12 protein-coding genes are annotated in these 19,830 nt (G+C 62.6%); 9 read left to right on the forward strand and 3 right to left on the reverse strand.

Going from position 1 to position 19,830, the window contains the following annotated elements; all coding sequences use genetic code 11:
* The first annotated feature begins 121 nt into the window (after positions 1 to 121).
* Complete coding sequence (gene guaB, locus NR164_RS14330) at positions 122 to 1,591, forward strand: IMP dehydrogenase (RefSeq protein ID WP_017846162.1); 1,470 nt, start codon at positions 122 to 124, stop codon at positions 1,589 to 1,591.
* A gap of 82 nt (positions 1,592 to 1,673) precedes the next feature.
* The gene (gene guaA, locus NR164_RS14335) at positions 1,674 to 3,251 is read left to right on the forward strand and encodes a glutamine-hydrolyzing GMP synthase (RefSeq protein WP_017846161.1); all 1,578 of its coding nucleotides are present in this window, start codon (positions 1,674 to 1,676) and stop codon (positions 3,249 to 3,251) included.
* A 156-nt stretch (positions 3,252 to 3,407) separates the two neighbouring features.
* On the opposite strand, the gene treR is transcribed toward guaA, so the two are convergent.
* Complete coding sequence (gene treR, locus NR164_RS14340) at positions 3,408 to 4,112, reverse strand: trehalose operon repressor (RefSeq protein ID WP_017846160.1); 705 nt, start codon at positions 4,110 to 4,112, stop codon at positions 3,408 to 3,410.
* A 239-nt stretch (positions 4,113 to 4,351) separates the two neighbouring features.
* On the opposite strand from treR, the gene treP reads away from it, so the two are divergent.
* From treP to NR164_RS14365, 5 genes are all read left to right on the forward strand, one after another.
* Positions 4,352 to 5,794, forward strand: a complete 1,443-nt coding sequence (gene treP, locus NR164_RS14345; RefSeq protein ID WP_256822877.1) for a PTS system trehalose-specific EIIBC component — start codon at positions 4,352 to 4,354, stop codon at positions 5,792 to 5,794.
* Between the two features lie 118 nt (positions 5,795 to 5,912).
* Entirely contained in the window at positions 5,913 to 7,559 is a 1,647-nt protein-coding gene (treC, locus tag NR164_RS14350) for an alpha,alpha-phosphotrehalase (RefSeq protein WP_046382188.1), read from the forward strand.
* 111 nt (positions 7,560 to 7,670) lie between these two features.
* Positions 7,671 to 8,891 carry a carbohydrate porin gene (locus tag NR164_RS14355; protein WP_177031651.1) on the forward strand — a complete coding sequence of 407 codons (1,221 nt, stop codon included), beginning with the start codon at positions 7,671 to 7,673 and terminating at the stop codon, positions 8,889 to 8,891.
* Between the two features lie 122 nt (positions 8,892 to 9,013).
* Entirely contained in the window at positions 9,014 to 11,545 is a 2,532-nt protein-coding gene (gene ptsP / locus NR164_RS14360; RefSeq protein ID WP_256822878.1) for a phosphoenolpyruvate--protein phosphotransferase, read from the forward strand.
* A gap of 2 nt (positions 11,546 to 11,547) precedes the next feature.
* Positions 11,548 to 11,844, forward strand: coding sequence for a PTS transporter subunit EIIB (locus tag NR164_RS14365; RefSeq protein WP_256822879.1), 297 nt, complete (start codon positions 11,548 to 11,550; stop codon positions 11,842 to 11,844).
* 127 nt (positions 11,845 to 11,971) lie between these two features.
* Here NR164_RS14365 and mltF read toward each other — a convergent pair whose 3' ends face one another.
* Positions 11,972 to 13,432, reverse strand: coding sequence for a membrane-bound lytic murein transglycosylase MltF (gene mltF / locus NR164_RS14370; protein ID WP_046382191.1), 1,461 nt, complete (start codon positions 13,430 to 13,432; stop codon positions 11,972 to 11,974).
* Positions 13,433 to 13,718: 286 nt separating this feature from the next.
* Between mltF and purL the strand changes: the two genes are divergently transcribed.
* On the forward strand, positions 13,719 to 17,615 hold the full coding sequence (gene purL / locus NR164_RS14375) for a phosphoribosylformylglycinamidine synthase (protein WP_256822880.1): 3,897 nt from the start codon (positions 13,719 to 13,721) through the stop codon (positions 17,613 to 17,615).
* Positions 17,616 to 17,619: 4 nt separating this feature from the next.
* Positions 17,620 to 17,931, forward strand: coding sequence for an NGG1p interacting factor 3 protein, NIF3 (locus NR164_RS14380; RefSeq protein ID WP_046382193.1), 312 nt, complete (start codon positions 17,620 to 17,622; stop codon positions 17,929 to 17,931).
* 181 nt (positions 17,932 to 18,112) lie between these two features.
* On the opposite strand, the gene nagE is transcribed toward NR164_RS14380, so the two are convergent.
* A complete protein-coding gene (nagE, locus tag NR164_RS14385; RefSeq protein WP_046486976.1) occupies positions 18,113 to 19,804 on the reverse strand; it encodes an N-acetylglucosamine-specific PTS transporter subunit IIBC in 1,692 nt (563 codons plus the stop codon).
* Between the last annotated feature and the right edge of the window lie 26 nt (positions 19,805 to 19,830).

The following is a 19,830-nucleotide window of genomic DNA, read 5'->3' on the forward strand; positions in this document are numbered from 1 at the left end:
AAAAGCAGCATCTTTTCTCCATCTATCAGTATTACCAAGTTTGTCAGAGTTTTACGTTGAGACCTGAGGGGTGTCTGAGTATAATGGCGCGCTTCCATTTTCCCGCTCGGGAGCCCCCGCGATGCTGCGTATCAGCCAAGAAGCTCTGACATTCGACGACATTCTCCTAGTGCCCGGTTATTCCGAGGTGCTTCCTAACGAAGTCAGTCTCAAGACCCGCCTAACCCGTGGCATCGAGCTGAATATTCCCCTGGTTTCCGCTGCCATGGATACCGTCACCGAAGCCCGTCTGGCCATCGCCATGGCTCAGGAAGGCGGTATCGGCATCATCCACAAGAACATGACCGTCGAGCAGCAAGCTGCCGAAGTGCGCAAGGTCAAGCGTTATGAAGCCGGGGTGGTGAAAGATCCGATCACCATCGACGCTGACGCCACCGTGCGCGACCTGTTCGAACTGACCCGTCTGCACAACATCTCCGGCGTGCCGGTGCTGCACAATGGCGACCTCGTCGGCATCGTCACCTCCCGTGACGTGCGTTTCGAGAACCGTCTTGAAGTCACCGTCCGCGAAGTGATGACGCCTAAAGAGCGTCTGGTCACGGTCAAGGAAGGCGCCAACAAGAACGACGTGCGCGAATTGCTGCACAAGCACCGCATCGAGCGCGTGCTGATCGTCGACGACAAGTTCGCCCTCAAGGGCATGATGACCGTCAACGACATCGAAAAAGCCAAGGCTTACCCGCTGGCCAGCAAGGATGACCAAGGTCGTCTGCGCGTCGGCGCGGCAGTCGGCACCGGTAAAGACACCGGTGATCGCGTAGCAGCCCTGGTTGCTGCCGGTGTGGACGTGGTGGTGGTCGACACCGCCCACGGTCACTCCAAGGGCGTGATCGACCGCGTTCGCTGGGTCAAACAGAATTTCCCTGAAGTCCAGGTTATCGGCGGCAACATCGCCACCGGCGCTGCCGCCAAGGCCCTGGCCGAAGCGGGCGCGGATGCGGTCAAGGTCGGTATCGGCCCTGGCTCGATCTGCACCACGCGTATCGTCGCCGGTGTGGGCGTGCCGCAAATCAGCGCCATCGCCAACGTCGCCGAGGCCCTCGAAGGCACGGGCGTTCCGTTGATCGCCGACGGCGGTATCCGGTTCTCCGGTGACCTGTCCAAGGCCATCGTCGCCGGTGCTTCCTGCGTGATGATGGGCTCGATGTTCGCCGGTACTGAAGAAGCCCCGGGCGAGATCGAACTGTTCCAGGGTCGTTCGTACAAGGCTTACCGCGGCATGGGTTCGCTGGGCGCCATGTCCCAGGCGCAAGGTTCTTCCGACCGTTACTTCCAGGACTCTTCGGCAGGCGCCGAGAAACTCGTTCCGGAAGGCATCGAAGGCCGTGTGCCGTACAAAGGCACCCTGAGCGCGATCATCCATCAACTGATGGGCGGCCTGCGTTCCTCGATGGGCTACACCGGTAGCGCCAACATCGACGAAATGCGTACCAAGCCAGAGTTCGTGCGGATCACCGGCGCCGGTATGGCCGAATCCCACGTCCATGACGTGCAGATCACCAAGGAAGCGCCAAACTACCGCGTAGGTTGAGGCTTCCAGCATAAAGTTAAGTAACCGGGGCTGTCTTATTCAGCCCCGAGTTGTTTCTGATTCATTAGACGAGACTGATCTCATGGCCCTCGACATTCACGCCCACCGTATCCTGATCCTCGATTTCGGTTCCCAGTACACCCAACTGATCGCCCGTCGCGTGCGTGAAATCGGCGTGTACTGCGAACTGCATCCGTTCGACATGGACGACGCAGCGATCCGCGAATTCGCACCGAAAGGCGTCATCCTCGCCGGCGGCCCCGAGTCGGTACACGAAGCCAACAGCCCGCGCTGCCCGCAAGCCGTATTCGACCTGGGCGTGCCCGTGTTCGGTATCTGCTACGGCATGCAGACCATGGCCGAGCAGTTGGGCGGCAAGGTTGAAGGTTCCGAGCTGCGTGAATTCGGTTATGCCCGTGTCGACGTGGTCGGCAAGAGCCGCCTGTTGGACGGCATCGAAGACCACGTCGACGCCGACGGCCTGTTCGGCCTCGACGTGTGGATGAGCCACGGTGACAAAGTCACCAAGATGCCGCAAGACTTCCACATCCTGGCCAGCACCCCGAGCTGCCCGATCGCCGGCATGTTCAACGACGAGCGTGGTTACTACGGCGTGCAGTTCCACCCGGAAGTGACCCACACCAAGCAAGGCGGGCGCATCCTGTCGCGCTTCATCCTCGACATCTGCGAGTGTGAAGCCCTGTGGACCCCGTCGAAAATCGCTGAAGACGCCATCGCCCACGTGCGTGCCCAGGTCGGCACCGACAACGTCCTGCTCGGCCTGTCCGGCGGCGTTGACTCCTCCGTGGTTGCCGCGCTGCTGCACAAGGCCATCGGTGATCAACTGACCTGCGTATTCGTCGACAACGGCCTGCTGCGCCTGCACGAAGGCGAGCAAGTGATGGCCATGTTCGCCGAGAACATGGGCGTCAAGGTGATCCGCGCCAACGCTGAAGATCAGTTCCTGAACAACCTGGCCGGCGAGTCCGACCCGGAGAAGAAGCGCAAGATCATCGGCCGCACCTTCATCGACGTATTCGATGCCCAGTCCAACAAACTGGACAACATCAAGTACCTCGCCCAGGGCACCATCTACCCCGACGTGATCGAGTCGGCCGGCGCCAAGAGCGGCAAGGCCCACGTGATCAAGTCCCACCACAACGTGGGTGGCCTGCCCGAGGAAATGAACCTCAAGCTGGTCGAACCGCTGCGTGAGCTGTTCAAGGACGAAGTCCGCCGTCTCGGCCTGGAACTGGGCCTGCCCTACGACATGGTCTACCGCCACCCATTCCCGGGCCCGGGCCTGGGCGTGCGGATCCTCGGTGAAGTGAAGAAGGAATACGCCGACCTGCTGCGTCGCGCCGACCACATCTTCATCGAAGAACTGCGCAAGGCCGACTGGTATCACAAAGTCAGCCAGGCGTTCGTAGTGTTCCAGCCGGTGAAATCGGTGGGCGTGGTCGGTGACGGCCGTCGTTACGCCTGGGTCGTGGCCCTGCGTGCGGTGGAAACCATCGACTTCATGACCGCCCGTTGGGCACACCTGCCTTACGAACTGCTGGAAACCGTCAGCGGCCGTATCATCAATGAAATCGAAGGCATCTCGCGCGTGACGTATGACGTGTCGAGCAAGCCGCCGGCGACGATTGAGTGGGAATGATCCTGCCCTAGCAGGTGGATGCTGAATAACAGAACCCCGGCCATGTGCCGGGGTTCTGCGCATCTGAAACACGATAAATCAAACGCCGCAGCAAAAGTGTGGGAGCGGGCTTGCTCGCGATAGCGGCCCGCGGCCACGTTTGAGCTTCGCTCGGCCTTAGCGCCGCGCAATATCCGAAAAGTAGAACTTATCCAACGTATGCCGCGACTCGGTGTACTCGAACTGCCGCCCGTCCTGCAGAAACGTCTGGTTGCTTACCACGATCACATGGCTTTGCCCCTCGAGGTCGAGGTGTGCCTGGTCGTCTTTGCCGCGGGGCAGGGCTTCGATGGTGCGTTGGGCGTAGCTGATGTGCAGCTGCAACGTCTGTTCGATGAAGGCGTAGATCGACTGCTCGGCGATGGTGCGGTCCAGGCCGGGGATCAGGTCGGCGACGAAGTGGTTGATGTCGAGGATCACCCGTTTGCCGCCGATGCGCCGCACCCGTTTGATACGGGTGATCAGGGTGCCGGGTTCGGCCTCGATATGCTGCAGCAGCGAACCTTCCAGCGGGAACTGGGTGAATTCGACGACGTCGGTGTGGACGTCATCGCCCAGGTCGGCGTGGGTTTCGTGGAAGCTGACGATGCCGCCCAGTTGGAACTCGATGGGGTTGGGCGATAACACAAACGTGCCTTTGCCATGGATTTTCTGCGCAAACCCACGCTCCTGCAGCTGCTCGATGGCCCGCCGCACGGTGCCACGACTGGCCTGGTAGGCATCCATCAGTTCGGTTTCAGAGGGAAGACGGGTGCCGCGTTGCAGGCGTTCGGTGGTGATGTTGGCAAGCAGATCGGTATAGATCTGGTTGTATTTGCTCATGGGGATGGCTCTGTGCCGCGTTTGCGTTCAAGGCAGGAACCTTAGTGGCACGGCTGGGGTTTGTCCATTGGGCCCATGGAAATCTGTGGGCTGTGGCGGGGCCTGATCCAGAAAAAATAGACAATATGTAACTCGTACAGACGAGTTGTTGCTTTAACTCGTCTGTACGAGTACTTTTGCCTTCGGCGTGCTGCCAATGACTGCCCCCCCAAATAAAAAAATCAAAGTGGAAACCAAGCATGAGCCACGACTATTCGAACATCGCCCGCGAAATTCTCGAGCACCTCGGGGGCCGCGACAATCTTGAGCAAGCCGCCCATTGCGTGACCCGCCTGCGCCTGGCGCTCAAGGACCCGAGCCTGGTCAACGGCAGCGCGTTGAACCAAGTCGACCTGGTCAAGGGCTCGTTCTTTACCGGTGGCCTGTTCCAGGTGGTGATCGGCCCTGGCGAAGTGGAAAAGGTCTACGCCGCCCTGCGCGAACAGACCGGCCTCGCCGCCGCCACCATCGCCGACGTCAAGAAGAAGGGCGCCGACAAGACCAACGCCATACAGCGTCTGGTGCGGGTGTTCTCCGATGTGTTCATGCCGATCCTGCCCGCGTTGATCATCGCCGGCCTGTTGATGGGCGTGAACAACCTGATGGGCGCCAAGGGCATGTTCATCGAGGGCAAGACGCTGCTGGAGGCCTACCCGAACCTGGATGGCCTGTGGAGCCTGATCAACCTGATGGCCAACACCTCGTTCGTGTTCCTGCCGGCGCTGGTGGGCTGGTCGGCGGCCAAGCGTTTTGGCGGCAGTGAAATCCTCGGCATCGTGCTTGGCCTGATGCTGGTCCACCCGGACCTGCTCAACGCGTGGAACTACGGCAAGGCGGTGGCCGGCCTCGATGGCCAGAGCCTGCCGTACTTCGATATTTTCGGATGGTTCAAGATCGAGAAAGTCGGCTACCAGGGGCAGATCCTGCCTATCCTGATGGCGGCGTATGTGATGAGCGTCATCGAGAAATGGCTGCGCGCGCGAGTGCCGAATGCCATCCAACTGTTGATCGTGCCGATCACCACCATCGTCGTCACCGGCGTGCTCGCGCTGGCGATCATCGGCCCGGTGACCCGTCACCTCGGCATCCTGATCACCCAGGGCGTGGTCACCCTGTTTGACCTGGCGCCGATGCTCGGCGGAGCGATTTTCGGCCTGTTGTATGCGCCGCTGGTGATCACCGGCATGCACCACATGTTCCTGGCGGTGGACCTGCAACTGATCTCCACCCAGGGCGGCACGTTTATCTGGCCGATGATCGTCATGTCCAACCTGGCCCAGGGCAGCGCCGCGCTGGCGGTGTTCTACGTGGCGCGCAATGCGCGGGACAAAAGCATGGCCTCGACTTCCGCTGTCTCCGCGTATTTCGGTATCACTGAACCGGCGATGTTCGGCGTGAACCTGCGCTTCAAGTTCCCGTTTTATGCCGCGTTGCTGGGCTCGGCACTGGGCAGCATTTTCCTGTCGCTGAACAAGGTGCAGGCCTCGGCCATCGGGGTCGGCGGCTTGCCCGGGTTTATCTCGATCGTGCCGCATGCCATCCCGATGTTTGTGATCGGGATGGTCATCGCGATGGTCGTGCCGTTTGTTCTGACCTGTGCATTGAGCATGAAGATCGTGCGGCCTGGGTATCGCGTTGCCTGAATTACCGCGTTCGCGAGCAAGCCCGCTCCCACAGTTGAATGCGTTCCCCCTGTGGGAGGGGGCTTGCTCCCGATGAGGCCCGAGCGGCGGGTACACAATTTTACTGAAGGAACCCACCATGCAAAACTGGCAACACTCGGTGATCTACCAGATCTACCCCAAAAGCTTTCACAGCCACGCGGGTAACGCCACCGGTGACCTGCTGGGTATCGTGGACAAACTCGACTACCTGCAATGGCTGGGCGTCGACTGCCTGTGGATCACCCCGTTCCTGCGCTCGCCGCAGCGCGACAACGGCTACGACATCAGCGACTACTACGCCATCGACCCGAGCTACGGGACCATGGCCGATTGCGACCAACTGATCAGTGAAGCGGCCAAGCGCGGCATCAAGTTGATGCTCGACATCGTGGTCAACCACACCTCCATCGAGCACGAGTGGTTCCAGCAGGCGCGCAGCAGCCTCGACAACCCGTACCGTGACTTTTACATCTGGCGCGACCAGCCGAACAACTGGGAATCCAAATTCGGCGGCTCGGCCTGGGAATACGAAGCGCAAACCGGCCAGTACTTCCTGCACCTGTTCGATCACACCCAGGCCGACCTGAATTGGGACAACCCCAAGGTGCGCGCCGAGGTGTTCAAGCTGATGCGTTTCTGGCGCGACAAAGGCGTCGGCGGTTTCCGCCTGGATGTGATCAACCTGATCTCCAAGCCCGCCGACTTCCCCGAGGACGCCAGCGACGGTCGGCGTTTCTACACCGACGGTCCGAACGTACACGCGTACCTGCAGGAAATGCACCGCGAAGTCTTCGCAGGCCATGACCTGATCAACGTCGGCGAGATGTCATCCACCAGCCTGGAACACTGCATCCGCTACTCGCGGCCGGAGTCCAAAGAACTGTCGATGACCTTCAACTTCCACCACCTGAAAGTCGACTACCCGAACCTGCAGAAGTGGGTGAAGGCCGACTTCGATTTCCTGCAGCTCAAGCAGATCTTTTCCGACTGGCAACTGGGCATGCAGGCCGGCGGCGGTTGGAACGCGCTGTTCTGGTGTAACCACGACCAGCCACGGGTGGTCTCGCGCTTTGGGGATGACGGTGAGCATCGTGTGGTCTCGGCCAAGATGCTCGCCACGGCGCTGCACTTCCTGCAGGGCACGCCGTATGTGTACCAGGGCGAGGAGTTGGGCATGACCAATCCGGGCTTCGACACGATCGAGCAGTACCGCGATGTCGAAACCCTCAACATCTACCGCCTCAAGCGCGATGCCGGTGAGTCCGAGGCGTCGAGCATGGCGGCGATCATGCAGAAGTCGCGGGACAACGGGCGCACGCCGATGCAGTGGAGTGCCCGCCAGCATGCCGGTTTCAGCAGCGGCGAACCGTGGATCGGCATCCCGGCCAACGCGGCGCAGATCAACGTCGACAGCCAACGGGATGACCCGGATTCGGTGCTGCATCACTACCGCAGCCTGATCGCCTTGCGTCGCCAGGAACCGCTGATTCAAGACGGCGTTTACCGCGAACTGTTGCTGGGCCACCTCCAGGTCTGGGCCTACCTGCGCGAAGGCCATGGCGAGCGCCTGCTGGTGCTGAACAACTTCTACGGCAAACCCTGCGAAATCCAGCTGCCCGATCACGTCCTCAACGCCGCTACCCGACAACGCCTGCTGATCAGCAACTACCCCGATTGCCAGGTCAGCACGGGCCCGCTGCTGTTGCGGCCTTACGAATCCTTTGTGCTGCACCTCAAGGACTGACGGCTGGAACGTCGTTGCAACTGCCCCGCGCGACGCGAAGCAGAAGGTCAATTCCCGGTGTGGGAGCACCGGGCGCTTCACACAAACATAATAAAAATATCGGAGTACTTCATGAAAACAACAATAAAGCTGGGCCTCGTTGCATCGTGTCTGAGCCTGCCGTTCGGCGCTCAGGCCCTGGAGTTTGCCGGTTACTTGCGTAGCGGCGCGGGGACGTCGACCGGCAGTGGCAAGCAGCAATGTTTCCAACTGCCGGGCGCGCAATCCAAGTACCGGTTGGGCAACGAATGCGAACAGTACGCCGAACTGGAACTGCGCCAGGACCTGCTGACCCTCGACGACGGCTCCGTGCTCAGCGTCGACGCCATGGCTTCGCTCTACAACAAGTACGACCGCGCGCTTAAATTCCAGGGCGAAGACAACGGCTCGGCGCGCATGCCGCAGATGTATGCACAGTGGTCCAACCTGCCCAGCCTCAACGGCGGCTCGCTGTGGGCGGGGCGGCGTTACTACAAGCGTAACGACATCCATATCTCCGATTTCTACTACTGGAACCAGAGCGCCACGGGCGGCGGCATCGAGGATGTGCTGATTGGCGACCTGAAATACAGCTACGCGCTTTCGCGCAAGGACAACCTGTACCAGAAGGAATACGCCACGCGTCACGACTTCAACGTGGCCGGCTTCAAGACCAACCCCGGCGGCGAGCTGGAACTGGGCTTGAGCTACATCGAAAAAGCCGGTGGGCGTGATGCCAACAGCGGTTGGGCGCTGACCGCGCAACATGTGCAAAAACCTTTCCTCGGCGGCAAGAACAAGTTCGCCCTGCAGTATGGCGAAGGTCCCGGTACCGGCCTTGGCTACACCGGCAATACGGCCCTGGATAACAGCAGCAAAAGCTACCGCGCCGTGGAGTTTTTCGACTGGCAGCTCACCCCGCGTTTCGGTGGGCAGATCGAGGCCGTGTACCAGAAAGACATTCGCCCCGGCAGCCAGGATCAGACCTGGATGTCCATCGGTGTGCGTCCGGCCTATGCCGTCAGTGAACAGTTCAAACTGGTCACCGAGCTTGGTCATGATCAGGTCGACGCCACCGGCGGTACGCGCAAACTGAGCAAATTCACCTTTGCCCCGACCTGGTCGCCCAAAGGCCCGGATTTCTGGGCGCGCCCGGAAGTGCGTCTGTACTACACCTATGCGAGCTGGAACGCAGCGGCCAAACGCGCGGCGAATGAGCTGGCGGCTGGGTCGGCGTTGTCTGACACCGGCGCCTACGGCACCGCGCGGCATGGCTCGAATATCGGTGTGCAAGTCGAGTACTGGTGGAAGTGAATCTTCGGATGTAGACAGGCTTAAATGGGGGAGGGGGCAAGCCCTTCCCACATTTGATCTTTGTCACCTCGGGATTTGTATCCACCCAATGATTTTTACAGAACAAAACAGCAGGTGAAGTCATGACCGCAACTCAACCCCTGGAATTGCTTGCGCCCTTGTCGGGCGTGCTGCTGGCACTGGACAAGGTCCCCGACCCGGTGTTCTCCAGCCGCCTGATCGGCGACGGCCTGTGCATCGACCCGACCTCGCAGACCCTCTGCGCACCGTTGGCCGGGGTGATCAGCAATATCCAGGACACTGGCCATGCGGTGAGCATCACGGCTGACAATGGCGTCCAGGTGCTGCTGCATATCGGCCTGGACACCGTGAACCTGGCGGGCAAGGGGTTCAGCCGTTTGGTCGGGGAAGGCCAGCGGGTGGAGGCCGGGCAGCCGTTGATCGAGTTCGACGCCGACTACGTAGCGCTCAATGCCCGGAGCCTGTTGACCTTGATGCTGGTGGTCAGCGGCGAGCCGTTTGCGCTGCTGGCGTCGGACAGCGGCCCGGTCACGCTGGGCCAGCCGCTGGTGCGCCTGTCGCCAGGCGAGACGGCTGAAACCGAGGACGAAGAGGAGGGCGACGCACTGTTCTCCAAACCGTTGACGTTGCCCAATGCCAACGGTTTGCACGCGCGCCCGGCGGCGGTGTTTGCCCAGGCGGCGAAGGGGTTCGACGCCAGTATTTACCTGCACAAGCAAACCCAGAGCGCCAACGCCAAGTCGCTGGTGGCGATCATGGCACTGCAAACCGTGCAGGGCGACACCTTGCAGGTGAGCGCGGCGGGAGAGGAGGCCGCCGCGGCGATCAAGGCGTTGGTGGCGCTGTTGGCCGAGGGGTGCGGCGAGAGCGTCGCGGCGCCGGTCGAGGGCGTCGAACCGCGTGTGTCGCTGGTGTCCGCGAACGTGCTGCGGGGCGTGTGTGCGTCGCCGGGTTCGGCGTTTGGCCAGGTGGTCCAGGTGGCAGAGCCGGCGCTGAGCATTCCCGAAACGGGCGGCGGCGAAGCACTCGAACGCGCGGCGTTGGACCGTGGCCTGCACGCCGCTACCGAGGCCTTGCAGAGCTTGCAGGCCAAGGCGGTCGGCAGTGCCCAGGCGCAGATCTTCCGCGCCCATCAGGAACTGCTCGAAGACCCGACCCTGCTGGAGCAAGCCCACGACCTGCTGGTCGTCGGCAAAAGCGCCGCCTTTGCCTGGAACAGCGCCACGCTCGCCACCGCCCAACTGTTCCAGGGCCTGGGCAATGCCCTGCTCGCCGAACGTGCGGCGGACCTGGCCGACGTCGGCCAGCGCGTGCTGAAACTGATCCTCGGCATTCACGACCGCGCCTGGGAACTGCCCGAGCGCGCGATCCTGATCGCCGAGCAACTGACGCCGTCGCAGACCGCCAGCCTCGACACGCACAAGGTGCTCGGGTTCGTCACCGTCGGCGGCGGGGCGACCAGCCACGTCGCGATCCTCGCCCGGGCGCTGGGGCTGCCGGCGATTTGCGGGGTGCCGCCGCAGGTACTGGCGTTGGCCGACGGTCGGCAGGTGTTGCTGGACGCCGACAAGGGCGAGTTGCACCTGGACCCGGACCTGGCCGAGATCGAGCAATTGCAGGCCACCCACCGGGAGCAAATAGCGCGGCGCCAACGCGACGTCGCGCAGGCACGCCTGGCGGCCATCACCCGCGATGGTCATCACGTCGAAGTCACGGCCAACGTCGCGTCGCTTCAGGAGGTCGAGCAATCCCTGAGCCTGGGCGGCGAAGGCGTGGGGCTGCTGCGATCAGAGTTTCTGTACCTGGACCGCCATCGCGCACCGAGCCCCGAGGAGCAAGCCGGCACCTACAACGCCATCGCCCGCGCCCTGGGCCCGGAGCGCAACCTGGTGGTACGCACGTTGGATGTCGGCGGCGATAAGCCGTTGGCCTATGTGCCGATGGATGCCGAGACCAACCCGTTCCTGGGCTTGCGCGGTATTCGTTTGTGCCTGGAGCGCCCCGAGTTGTTGCGCGAACAGTTCCGCGCGATCCTCGCGAGTGCTGGGTTGACGCGGCTGCACATCATGCTGCCGATGGTCAGCCTGCTCTCGGAGCTGCGCCTGGCGCGCACGATGCTTGAAGAGGAAGCGTTGGCGCTGGGGCTCGCCGAGCTGCCGAAGCTGGGCATCATGATCGAAGTGCCGTCCGCGGCCTTGATGGCGGACGTGTTCGCGCCCCATGTGGACTTTTTCTCCATCGGCACCAATGACCTGACCCAATACACCCTGGCGATGGACCGCGATCACCCGCGCCTGGCCAGCCAGGCCGACAGCTTTCACCCGGCGGTGCTGCGTCTGATCGCCACCACCGTCAAGGCCGCCCATGCCCACGGCAAGTGGGTTGGCGTGTGCGGGGCGCTGGCGTCTGAAGCGTCGGCGGTGCCGGTGTTGATCGGGCTGGGGGTGGACGAGCTGTCGGTCAGCGTACCGCTGATCCCGACCATCAAGGCCACCGTGCGCGAGCTGGACCTGGCGGATTGCCAGATCATCGCCCATCAGGTGCTCGGCCTTGAAGAAGCCGCGCAGGTGCGCGAGGCCTTGCGCCTGTACCACACGGCCACCGTTGAAACCTCACCTGTCGTGGAGCACTGAGCATGTTCGAGAAATTGCAGCGGGCGTTCTGGAAAGCCCTGACCCCGGACTTGATCGCCGAGACCGTCGCGGCGCCTGTGCCGGCGGCGGAGAACCTGTTGTCCGCCGATGTGCTGAATGCCCTCGGTGGCGCGGATAACCTCCAGTCGCAACAACGCGTGGCGCTGACGCGGGTGCGTGTGCAACTGCGGGATGCGGCGCGGGTGGATGCGGCGGCGTTAAGGGCGGCGGGAGTGTCGGGAGTGATGGTGCTGGCGGGTGGCGCGGTACATCTGCTCACCGGCCTCCAAGGCCAGTAGCTATTCAAATGTGGGAGGGGGCTTGCCCCCGATGGCGGTGGGTCAGTTATAAACAAGCTGACTGTCACACCGCTATCGGGGGCAAGCCCCCTCCCACATTGGGCGGTGGTGTTTGGGGGCTTCGGGTTTACAGCTGCGGGTTCTCTTCCGGCGGCTTGGTCTTGTTGACCCCTGGCACATGCAGGTTGCCTTCGACTACCTGGTTGCCTTCCAGTTGTGGCTGGGTCACCCAGGTGAGGATGTCGTAGTAGCGCCGGATGTTCGCCACGAAGTGTACCGGCTCGCCGCCCCGTGCATAGCCGTAGCGGGTCTTGCTGTACCACTGCTTCTGCGACAGGCGCGGCAGCATTTTCTTCACGTCCAGCCACTTGTTCGGGTTCAGGCCGTCCTTCTGCGCCAGCTTGCGTGCGTCGTCCAGATGCCCGGTGCCCACGTTGTAGGCGGCCAGGGCAAACCAGGTGCGGTCCGGCTCGGCGATATCGTCGTCCAGCTCGTCCTTGATCTTCGCCAGGTACTTGGCGCCGCCCATGATGCTTTGCTTGGCGTCCAGGCGGTTGGACACGCCCATCGCCTGGGCGGTGTTCTGGGTCAGCATCATCAGGCCGCGCACGCCGGTCTTGGAGGTGACCGCCGGTTGCCAGAGTGATTCCTGATAGCCGATGGCGGCCAACAGGCGCCAGTCGACCTTTTCTTCCTTGGCGAAGGTCTTGAAGTGTTTCTCGTACTTGGGCAGGCGCTGCTGCAAGTGCTGGGCGAAGGTGTAGGCGCCCATGTAGCCGAGTACATCGACGTGCCCGTAATAGCGATCTTTCAGGCGCTGCAAGGTGCCGTTCTTGCCGACCTTGTCCAGGTAGCTGTTGACCTCGTTGAGCAGGCTGTTGTCTTCGCCGGCGGCCACGGCCCAGCTTTGGTTGCTGGCATCGCCGAGGTCGAACGCCACGCGCACGTTGGGAAAGTACACCTGGTTCATCGCCACTTCGTTGGAGTCCACCAGGGTCAGGTCGATCTGGCCCTCGTCGACCATGCGCAGCAGGTCGACCACTTCAACGGCGTCGGATTCTTCGTATTCGATCGCAGGGTTCTGCTTTTTAAGCTCGGCCAGTTGTTCGGCGTGGGTACTGCCCTTGAGCACGATGATCTTCTTGCCCGCCAGGTCTGCCGCGTTGGTGGGGCGCGACTGGCCGTTGCGGTAGATGATCTGCGGGGTGACTTCCAGGTACGGGTGGGAAAAGCGCACCTGCTGCTTGCGTCGCTCGCTGCTGACCAAGCCGGCGGCGGCGAGGACCGGGCCGTTGGGTTTGCCCAACTGGCCGAACAGGTCGTCGAGGTTGTCGGCGGTCTCGATTTCCAGCTTCACCCCCAGGTCGTCGGCAAAGCGCTTGACCAGTTCGTATTCGAAACCGGTTTCACCGTTGCGGTCCTGGAAATACGTGGCCGGGCTGTTCCGGGTAATCACCCGCAATACGCCATCCTCCTTGATTCGCTCGAGCGTGCTGGGTTTATCAACACAGGCGCTGAGCATCAGGAAGAGTCCGGTGGCGATGAGCCATTTGGCGCATCGCGGGCGCAAAGCAGTTGGGGAGAACATCTGCGCAGTATACGCAAACGGCCCACGGCGCCATATCTCGACAGCGGGGGACTTGTCTGCTAGCCGCCTTGAAACTGTGCTGCAGCCCGCAGAAACGTGGCTTGGAGAGCGATTGTGACGGTTAAAATAACTGTGCCCGCCGCCCCGGATAACGCCCCGGCACCGTGCAAACCCAGCCAACTGACGTTCGGCAGCGGCCAGCGTTAGTGTTTCGGGTGCCGTTGACGACGGTTTACGTTAGAATGCACGGCCTCAAAGCACACCCCTTCCCGAGGCTGTCCCGAAGATGTTGATCCTGCGCGGCGCTCCTGCCCTTTCTGCCTTTCGCCACAGCAAACTCCTTGAGCAACTGAGCCAGAAGGTTCCAGCTGTTACAGGCCTGTATGCTGAATTTGCTCATTTCGCCGACGTGACCGGCGTCTTGACCGCCGACGAACAGCAAGTGCTGGCACGCCTTCTGAAGTACGGCCCAAGCGTTCCCGTTCAAGAGCCGACTGGCCGCTTGTTCCTGGTTCTGCCGCGGTTCGGCACCATCTCGCCCTGGTCGAGCAAGGCCAGCGATATCGCCCGCAACTGCGGCCTGGAAAAAATCCAGCGCCTGGAACGCGGTATTGCCTTCTATGTCGCGGGCCAGTTCAGCGAGGCCGAAGCCGAGCTGATCGCCGGCAGCCTGCACGACCGCATGACCCAGATCATCGTCAGCCAGCTGGAACAGGCCGGTGCTCTGTTCAGCCACGCCGAGCCCAAGCCGCTGACCGCGATTGACGTGCTCGGCGGTGGCCGTGCCGCCCTCGCGAAGGCCAACACCGAGCTGGGCCTGGCCCTGGCCGAAGACGAGATCGATTATCTGGTCAACGCCTTCAACGGCTTGAAGCGCAACCCGCACGACATCGAACTGATGATGTTCGCCCAGGCCAACTCCGAGCACTGCCGTCACAAGATCTTCAACGCCAGTTGGGACATCGACGGCGAAAGCCAGGAAAAAAGCCTGTTCGGCATGATCAAGAACACCTACGTGATGCACAGCGAAGGCGTTCTGTCGGCTTATAAGGACAACGCTTCGGTCATCGTCGGCAGCGTCGCCGGCCGTTTCTTCCCGGCCCCTGAAACCCGCCAGTACGGCGCGGTGCAGGAACCGGTACACATCCTGATGAAAGTCGAGACCCACAACCACCCGACCGCGATTGCCCCGTTCCCGGGCGCAGCCACTGGTTCCGGCGGCGAGATCCGCGACGAAGGTGCCACCGGCCGTGGCGCCAAGCCCAAGGCCGGGCTGACCGGTTTTACCGTGTCCAACCTGCAGATCCCGGGCTTCGAACAGCCGTGGGAAGTGCCCTACGGCAAGCCGGAGCGCATCGTCACCGCCCTGGACATCATGATCGAAGGCCCGCTGGGCGGCGCCGCGTTCAACAACGAATTCGGCCGTCCGGCGCTGACCGGTTATTTCCGTACCTTCGAACAGTCCATCACCACCCCGCGTGGCGACGAAGTGCGCGGTTACCACAAGCCGATCATGTTGGCCGGCGGCATGGGCAACATCCGTGAAGAACACGTCAAGAAAGGCGAGATCCTCGTCGGCTCCAAGCTGATCGTGCTCGGCGGCCCGGCGATGCTGATCGGCCTGGGCGGCGGCGCGGCTTCCTCCATGGCCACCGGCACCAGCTCGGCGGACCTGGACTTCGCTTCGGTACAGCGCGAAAACCCAGAGATGGAGCGTCGCTGCCAGGAAGTCATCGACCGTTGCTGGCAGTTGGGTGACAAGAACCCGATCAGCTTCATCCACGACGTCGGCGCCGGCGGTTTGTCCAACGCCTTCCCGGAACTGGTCAACGATGGCGAGCGTGGCGGCCGTTTCGAACTGCGCAACATTCCAAACGACGAGCCGGGCATGGCCCCGCACGAAATCTGGAGCAACGAGTCCCAGGAACGCTACGTCCTGGCCGTCGGTCCTGAAGACTTCGCGCGCTTCCAGGCCATCTGCGAACGCGAGCGTTGCCCGTTTGCCGTGGTCGGCGAAGCCACTGCCGAGCCGCAACTGACGGTCACCGACAGCCACTTCGGCAACAGCCCGGTGGACATGCCGCTCGAAGTGCTGCTGGGCAAAGCCCCGCGCATGCACCGTTCGGCAGTACGTGAAACCGAGCTGGGCGATGACTTCGACCCAAGCACACTGGAATTGGCTGACAGCATCGAACGCGTGCTGCACCACCCGGCGGTCGCGAGCAAAAGTTTCCTGATCACCATCGGCGACCGCACCATCACCGGCCTGGTGGCCCGTGACCAAATGGTCGGCCCATGGCAAGTGCCGGTGGCCGACGTTGCCGTCACTGCCACCAGCTTCGACGTCTACACCGGTGAAGCCATGGCCATGGGCGAACGCACGCCGCTGGCCCTGTTGGACGCTCCGGCGTCGGGCCGCATGGCCATTGGTGAAACCCTCACCAACATCGCCGCGTCCCGTATCGGCAAGCTGTCCGACATCAAGTTGTCGGCCAACTGGATGTCTGCTGCCGGTCACCCCGGCGAAGACGCGCGCCTGTACGACACCGTCAAGGCTGTCGGCATGGAGCTGTGCCCGGAACTGGGGATCACCATTCCGGTGGGCAAGGACTCCATGTCCATGGCCACCCGCTGGAACGACGAAGGCGTGGACAAGAGCGTCACCTCGCCGCTGTCGTTGATCGTCACCGGTTTCGCGCCGGTCACCGACATCCGCCAGACCCTGACCCCGCAACTGCGCATGGACAAGGGCACCACCGATCTGATCCTGATCGACCTGGGCCGTGGCCAGAACCGCATGGGCGCCTCGATCCTCGCGCAAACCCATGGCAAGCTCGGCAAACACGCGCCGGACGTCGATGACGCCGAAGACCTGAAAGCCTTCTTCGCCGTGATCCAGGGCCTCAACGCCGACGGCCACCTGCTGGCCTACCACGACCGTTCCGACGGTGGTCTGTTGACCAGCGTGGTCGAGATGGCCTTCGCCGGTCACTGCGGCTTGAACCTGGTGCTCGACAGCGTTGCCGAGGACGCCTCTGAACTCAACGGCATCCTGTTCAACGAAGAGCTGGGTGCGGTGATCCAGGTGCGCCAGGACGCGACGCCAAACGTATTGGCACAGTTCAGCGCCGCCGGCCTGGGCGATTGCGTGGCCGTGATCGGCCAGCCGATCAACAACGGTCAGATCGACATCGTCTTCAACGGCGACACCGTGTTCGAAGGCCAGCGCCGTCTGCTGCAACGCCAGTGGGCCGAGACCAGCTACCAGATCCAGCGCCTGCGCGATAACGCCGACTGCGCCGAGCAGGAATTCGACGTGATCCTGGAAGAAGACAACCCGGGCCTGAGCACCAAGCTCAGCTTCGACGTCAACCAGGACATCGCCGCGCCGTACATCAAGAAAGGCATTCGCCCACAGGTTGCCGTACTGCGCGAGCAGGGCGTCAACGGCCAGGTGGAAATGGCGGCCGCGTTCGACCGCGCCGGCTTCAATGCGATCGATGTACACATGAGCGACATCCTCGCCGGTCGCGTCGACCTCAACGAGTTCAAAGGCCTGGTGGCCTGCGGCGGTTTCTCCTACGGCGACGTGCTGGGTGCCGGTGAAGGCTGGGCCAAGTCGGCCCTGTTCAACAGCCGTGCCCGCGACGCGTTCCAGGGCTTCTTCGAACGCAACGACAGCTTCACCCTGGGTGTGTGCAACGGTTGCCAGATGATGTCCAACCTCCACGAACTGATCCCGGGCAGCGAGTTCTGGCCGCACTTCGTGCGTAACCGTTCCGAGCAGTTCGAAGCCCGTGTCGCCATGGTGCAGGTGCAGGAGTCCAACTCGATCTTCCTGCAAGGCATGGCCGGTTCGCGTATGCCAATCGCCATCGCCCACGGTGAAGGCCATGCCGAGTTCGCCAGCGAAGAAGCCTTGCTCGAAGCCGATGTGTCCGGTTGCGTCGCCATGCGTTTCGTCGACAACCACGGCAAGGTCACCGAAAGCTACCCGGCCAACCCGAACGGCTCGCCGCGCGGGATCACCGGCCTTACCAGCCGCGACGGTCGCGTCACCATCATGATGCCGCACCCGGAGCGTGTATTCCGCGCCGTGCAGAACTCGTGGCGCCCGGAAGAGTGGAACGAAGACGGCGCGTGGATGCGGATGTTCCGCAACGCGCGCGTGTGGGTGAACTAAGGCGGTGTACAAGCTCAGCTTCTTCGTGCCCGGCAGTCATGTGGAGGCGGTGAAAGCCGCCGTCTTCGCAGCCGGCGGCGGGCGCATCGGCGACTACGACAGCTGCGCCTGGCAAGTGCTGGGCCAGGGCCAATTCCGCGCGTTGGACGGCAGCCAGCCGTTTCTCGGGCAAGTCGGCCAGGTTGAAGTGGTTGAAGAGTGGAAGGTTGAGCTGGTGGTGGCGGATGAGCTGATCGTGGCTGTTGTGGCTGCGTTGAAGCAGAGCCATCCCTATGAGACACCGGCGTATGAGGTGTGGCGGTTGGCGGATTTCTGATTCGTTGATTGCGTGAACGAGAAACCCGCTGGGCCAGTTTGGTCAGTGGGTTTTTTGTTGGCTGTAAGGGCCTCATCGCGGGCAAGCCCGCTCCCACATTTACCCGCATTCCAGCGTTGGAACTCGGTCAAATGTGGGAGGGGGCTTGCCCGCGATGAGGCCAGAACAACCACTACCTCTCTTAAACCCTGGCGCCGACCTCATGGCCGCTGACCAGTCGCTCCAATACCTCACTCAAACCCGAGGCCTTGTCACCAATCAGCAGGTGCCAAACACCGCTATCAAGTTGGCTGACGCCTTGGCAACCAAGTGCCGTCAGTTGAGCCTCGGACACCACCGAATCATCCCCCAACTCCACCCGCAACCGGGTCATCGCTACCGCTTCCAGCTGGCGCACATTCCCCCGGCCGCCCAATGCGCTCAGCCATTGCTCGGCTTCCTGCACATTGACCGCGACCGGTTTATCCACCGGCGCGCCGGCCACAAACGCTGGCATCGCCAGGCGAATCTCATCGGCAATGCTGTCGGCCATCGGCCCGACCACCACCTGCAAACTGCCGCCGTTGCCCGGCCGCACCACGGCCATCGCGCCGAGGGCTTTCAACTGTGCATCCACCGCTTTGTTGCGGTCGACCATGTCCAGGCGCAGGCGCGTGGTGCAAGCCCCGACGCTGAGCAGGTTGTCCGCCCCTCCCAGCGCGTGGATGTAAGCCGTGGCGCGCTGGTTATCGCTCATCGCTTCGGCCTGCGCTACCGGGATATCTTCGCGGCCCGGTGTCTTCAGGTTGAAGCGGCGGATGCAGTAGCTGAACACGCTGTAGTAAATCGCCGCATAAGCCAGGCCGACCGGTACGACCAGCCAACCGTTGGTGGACTTGCCCCAACCCAGCACCATGTCGATAAAGCCGCCGGAAAAAGTAAACCCGAGGTGGATATCCAGCAGGTTGGTGACCGCCATCGACAGCCCGGTCAGCAGCGCGTGCAGCAGGTACAGGAACGGCGCGAGGAACATGAAGGCGAATTCGATCGGCTCGGTCACGCCGGTCAGGAACGAGGTCAGCGCCATCGACAGGAAAATCCCGCCCATCACTTTGCGTCGTTCCGGCAGGGCGTTGCGGTACATCGCCAGGCACGCGGCGGGCAGGCCGAACAGCATCACCGGGAACATACCGGTCATGAACTGGCCACCTTTCGGGTCACCGGCGAAGTAGCGGGTCAGGTCGCCGGTCACCACCGCGCCGGTCACCGGGTCGGTAAAGCTGCCGAACACGAACCACGCCATGTTGTTGAGGATATGGTGCAGGCCGGTGACGATCAGCAGGCGGTTGAACACGCCAAACACGAAGGCCCCCAGGCTGCCGCTTTCCATCAGCAACACGCCGAAGCTGTTGATGCCGTGCTGGATCGGCGGCCAGATCAGGCCAAAGATCACGCCCAGGCCGACCGCGCTGAACCCGGTGACAATCGGCACGAATCGCCGCCCGCCGAAGAACGCCAGGTACTCCGGCAGCTTGATGTCCTTGAAGCGGTTATACAGCCCGCCCGCCATCAGGCCGCTGGCGATCCCGGCGAGCATGCCCATGTTGATGGTCGAGTCCATCACCTTGAGCGTCGAGATCATCACCAGGTAGCCGATGGCCCCGGCCAAACCGGCCGTGCCGTTATTGTCGCGGGCAAAGCCCACGGCGATGCCGATGGCGAAGATCAGCGCAAGGTTGGCGAAGATCGCCTGCCCGGCGTCGTGCATCACCGCGATGTTGAGCAGGTCGGTGTCGCCCAGGCGCAGCAGCAGGCCGGCGATCGGCAGGATCGCGATCGGCAGCATCAGCGCACGGCCCAGGCGTTGCAGGCCTTCGATAAGGTGTTGGTACATGGCGTGTCTCCCTTTTCTTGTTGTTG

The organism is Pseudomonas sp. Pse79, assembly GCF_024519615.1.
GTDB classification, from domain to species: domain Bacteria; phylum Pseudomonadota; class Gammaproteobacteria; order Pseudomonadales; family Pseudomonadaceae; genus Aquipseudomonas; species Aquipseudomonas veronii.

Bases quoted from the DNA above. Each gene is read 5' to 3' on its own strand.
- guaB (WP_017846162.1), top strand. From the start codon at position 122: ATGCTGCGTATCAGCCAAGAAGCTCTGACATTCGACGACATTCTCCTA.
- guaA (WP_017846161.1), top strand. From the start codon at position 1,674: ATGGCCCTCGACATTCACGCCCACCGTATCCTGATCCTCGATTTCGGT.
- treR (WP_017846160.1), bottom strand. From the start codon at position 4,112: ATGAGCAAATACAACCAGATCTATACCGATCTGCTTGCCAACATCACC.
- treP (WP_256822877.1), top strand. From the start codon at position 4,352: ATGAGCCACGACTATTCGAACATCGCCCGCGAAATTCTCGAGCACCTC.
- treC (WP_046382188.1), top strand. From the start codon at position 5,913: ATGCAAAACTGGCAACACTCGGTGATCTACCAGATCTACCCCAAAAGC.
- NR164_RS14355 (WP_177031651.1), top strand. From the start codon at position 7,671: ATGAAAACAACAATAAAGCTGGGCCTCGTTGCATCGTGTCTGAGCCTG.
- ptsP (WP_256822878.1), top strand. From the start codon at position 9,014: ATGACCGCAACTCAACCCCTGGAATTGCTTGCGCCCTTGTCGGGCGTG.
- NR164_RS14365 (WP_256822879.1), top strand. From the start codon at position 11,548: ATGTTCGAGAAATTGCAGCGGGCGTTCTGGAAAGCCCTGACCCCGGAC.
- mltF (WP_046382191.1), bottom strand. From the start codon at position 13,432: ATGTTCTCCCCAACTGCTTTGCGCCCGCGATGCGCCAAATGGCTCATC.
- purL (WP_256822880.1), top strand. From the start codon at position 13,719: ATGTTGATCCTGCGCGGCGCTCCTGCCCTTTCTGCCTTTCGCCACAGC.
- nagE (WP_046486976.1), bottom strand. From the start codon at position 19,804: ATGTACCAACACCTTATCGAAGGCCTGCAACGCCTGGGCCGTGCGCTG.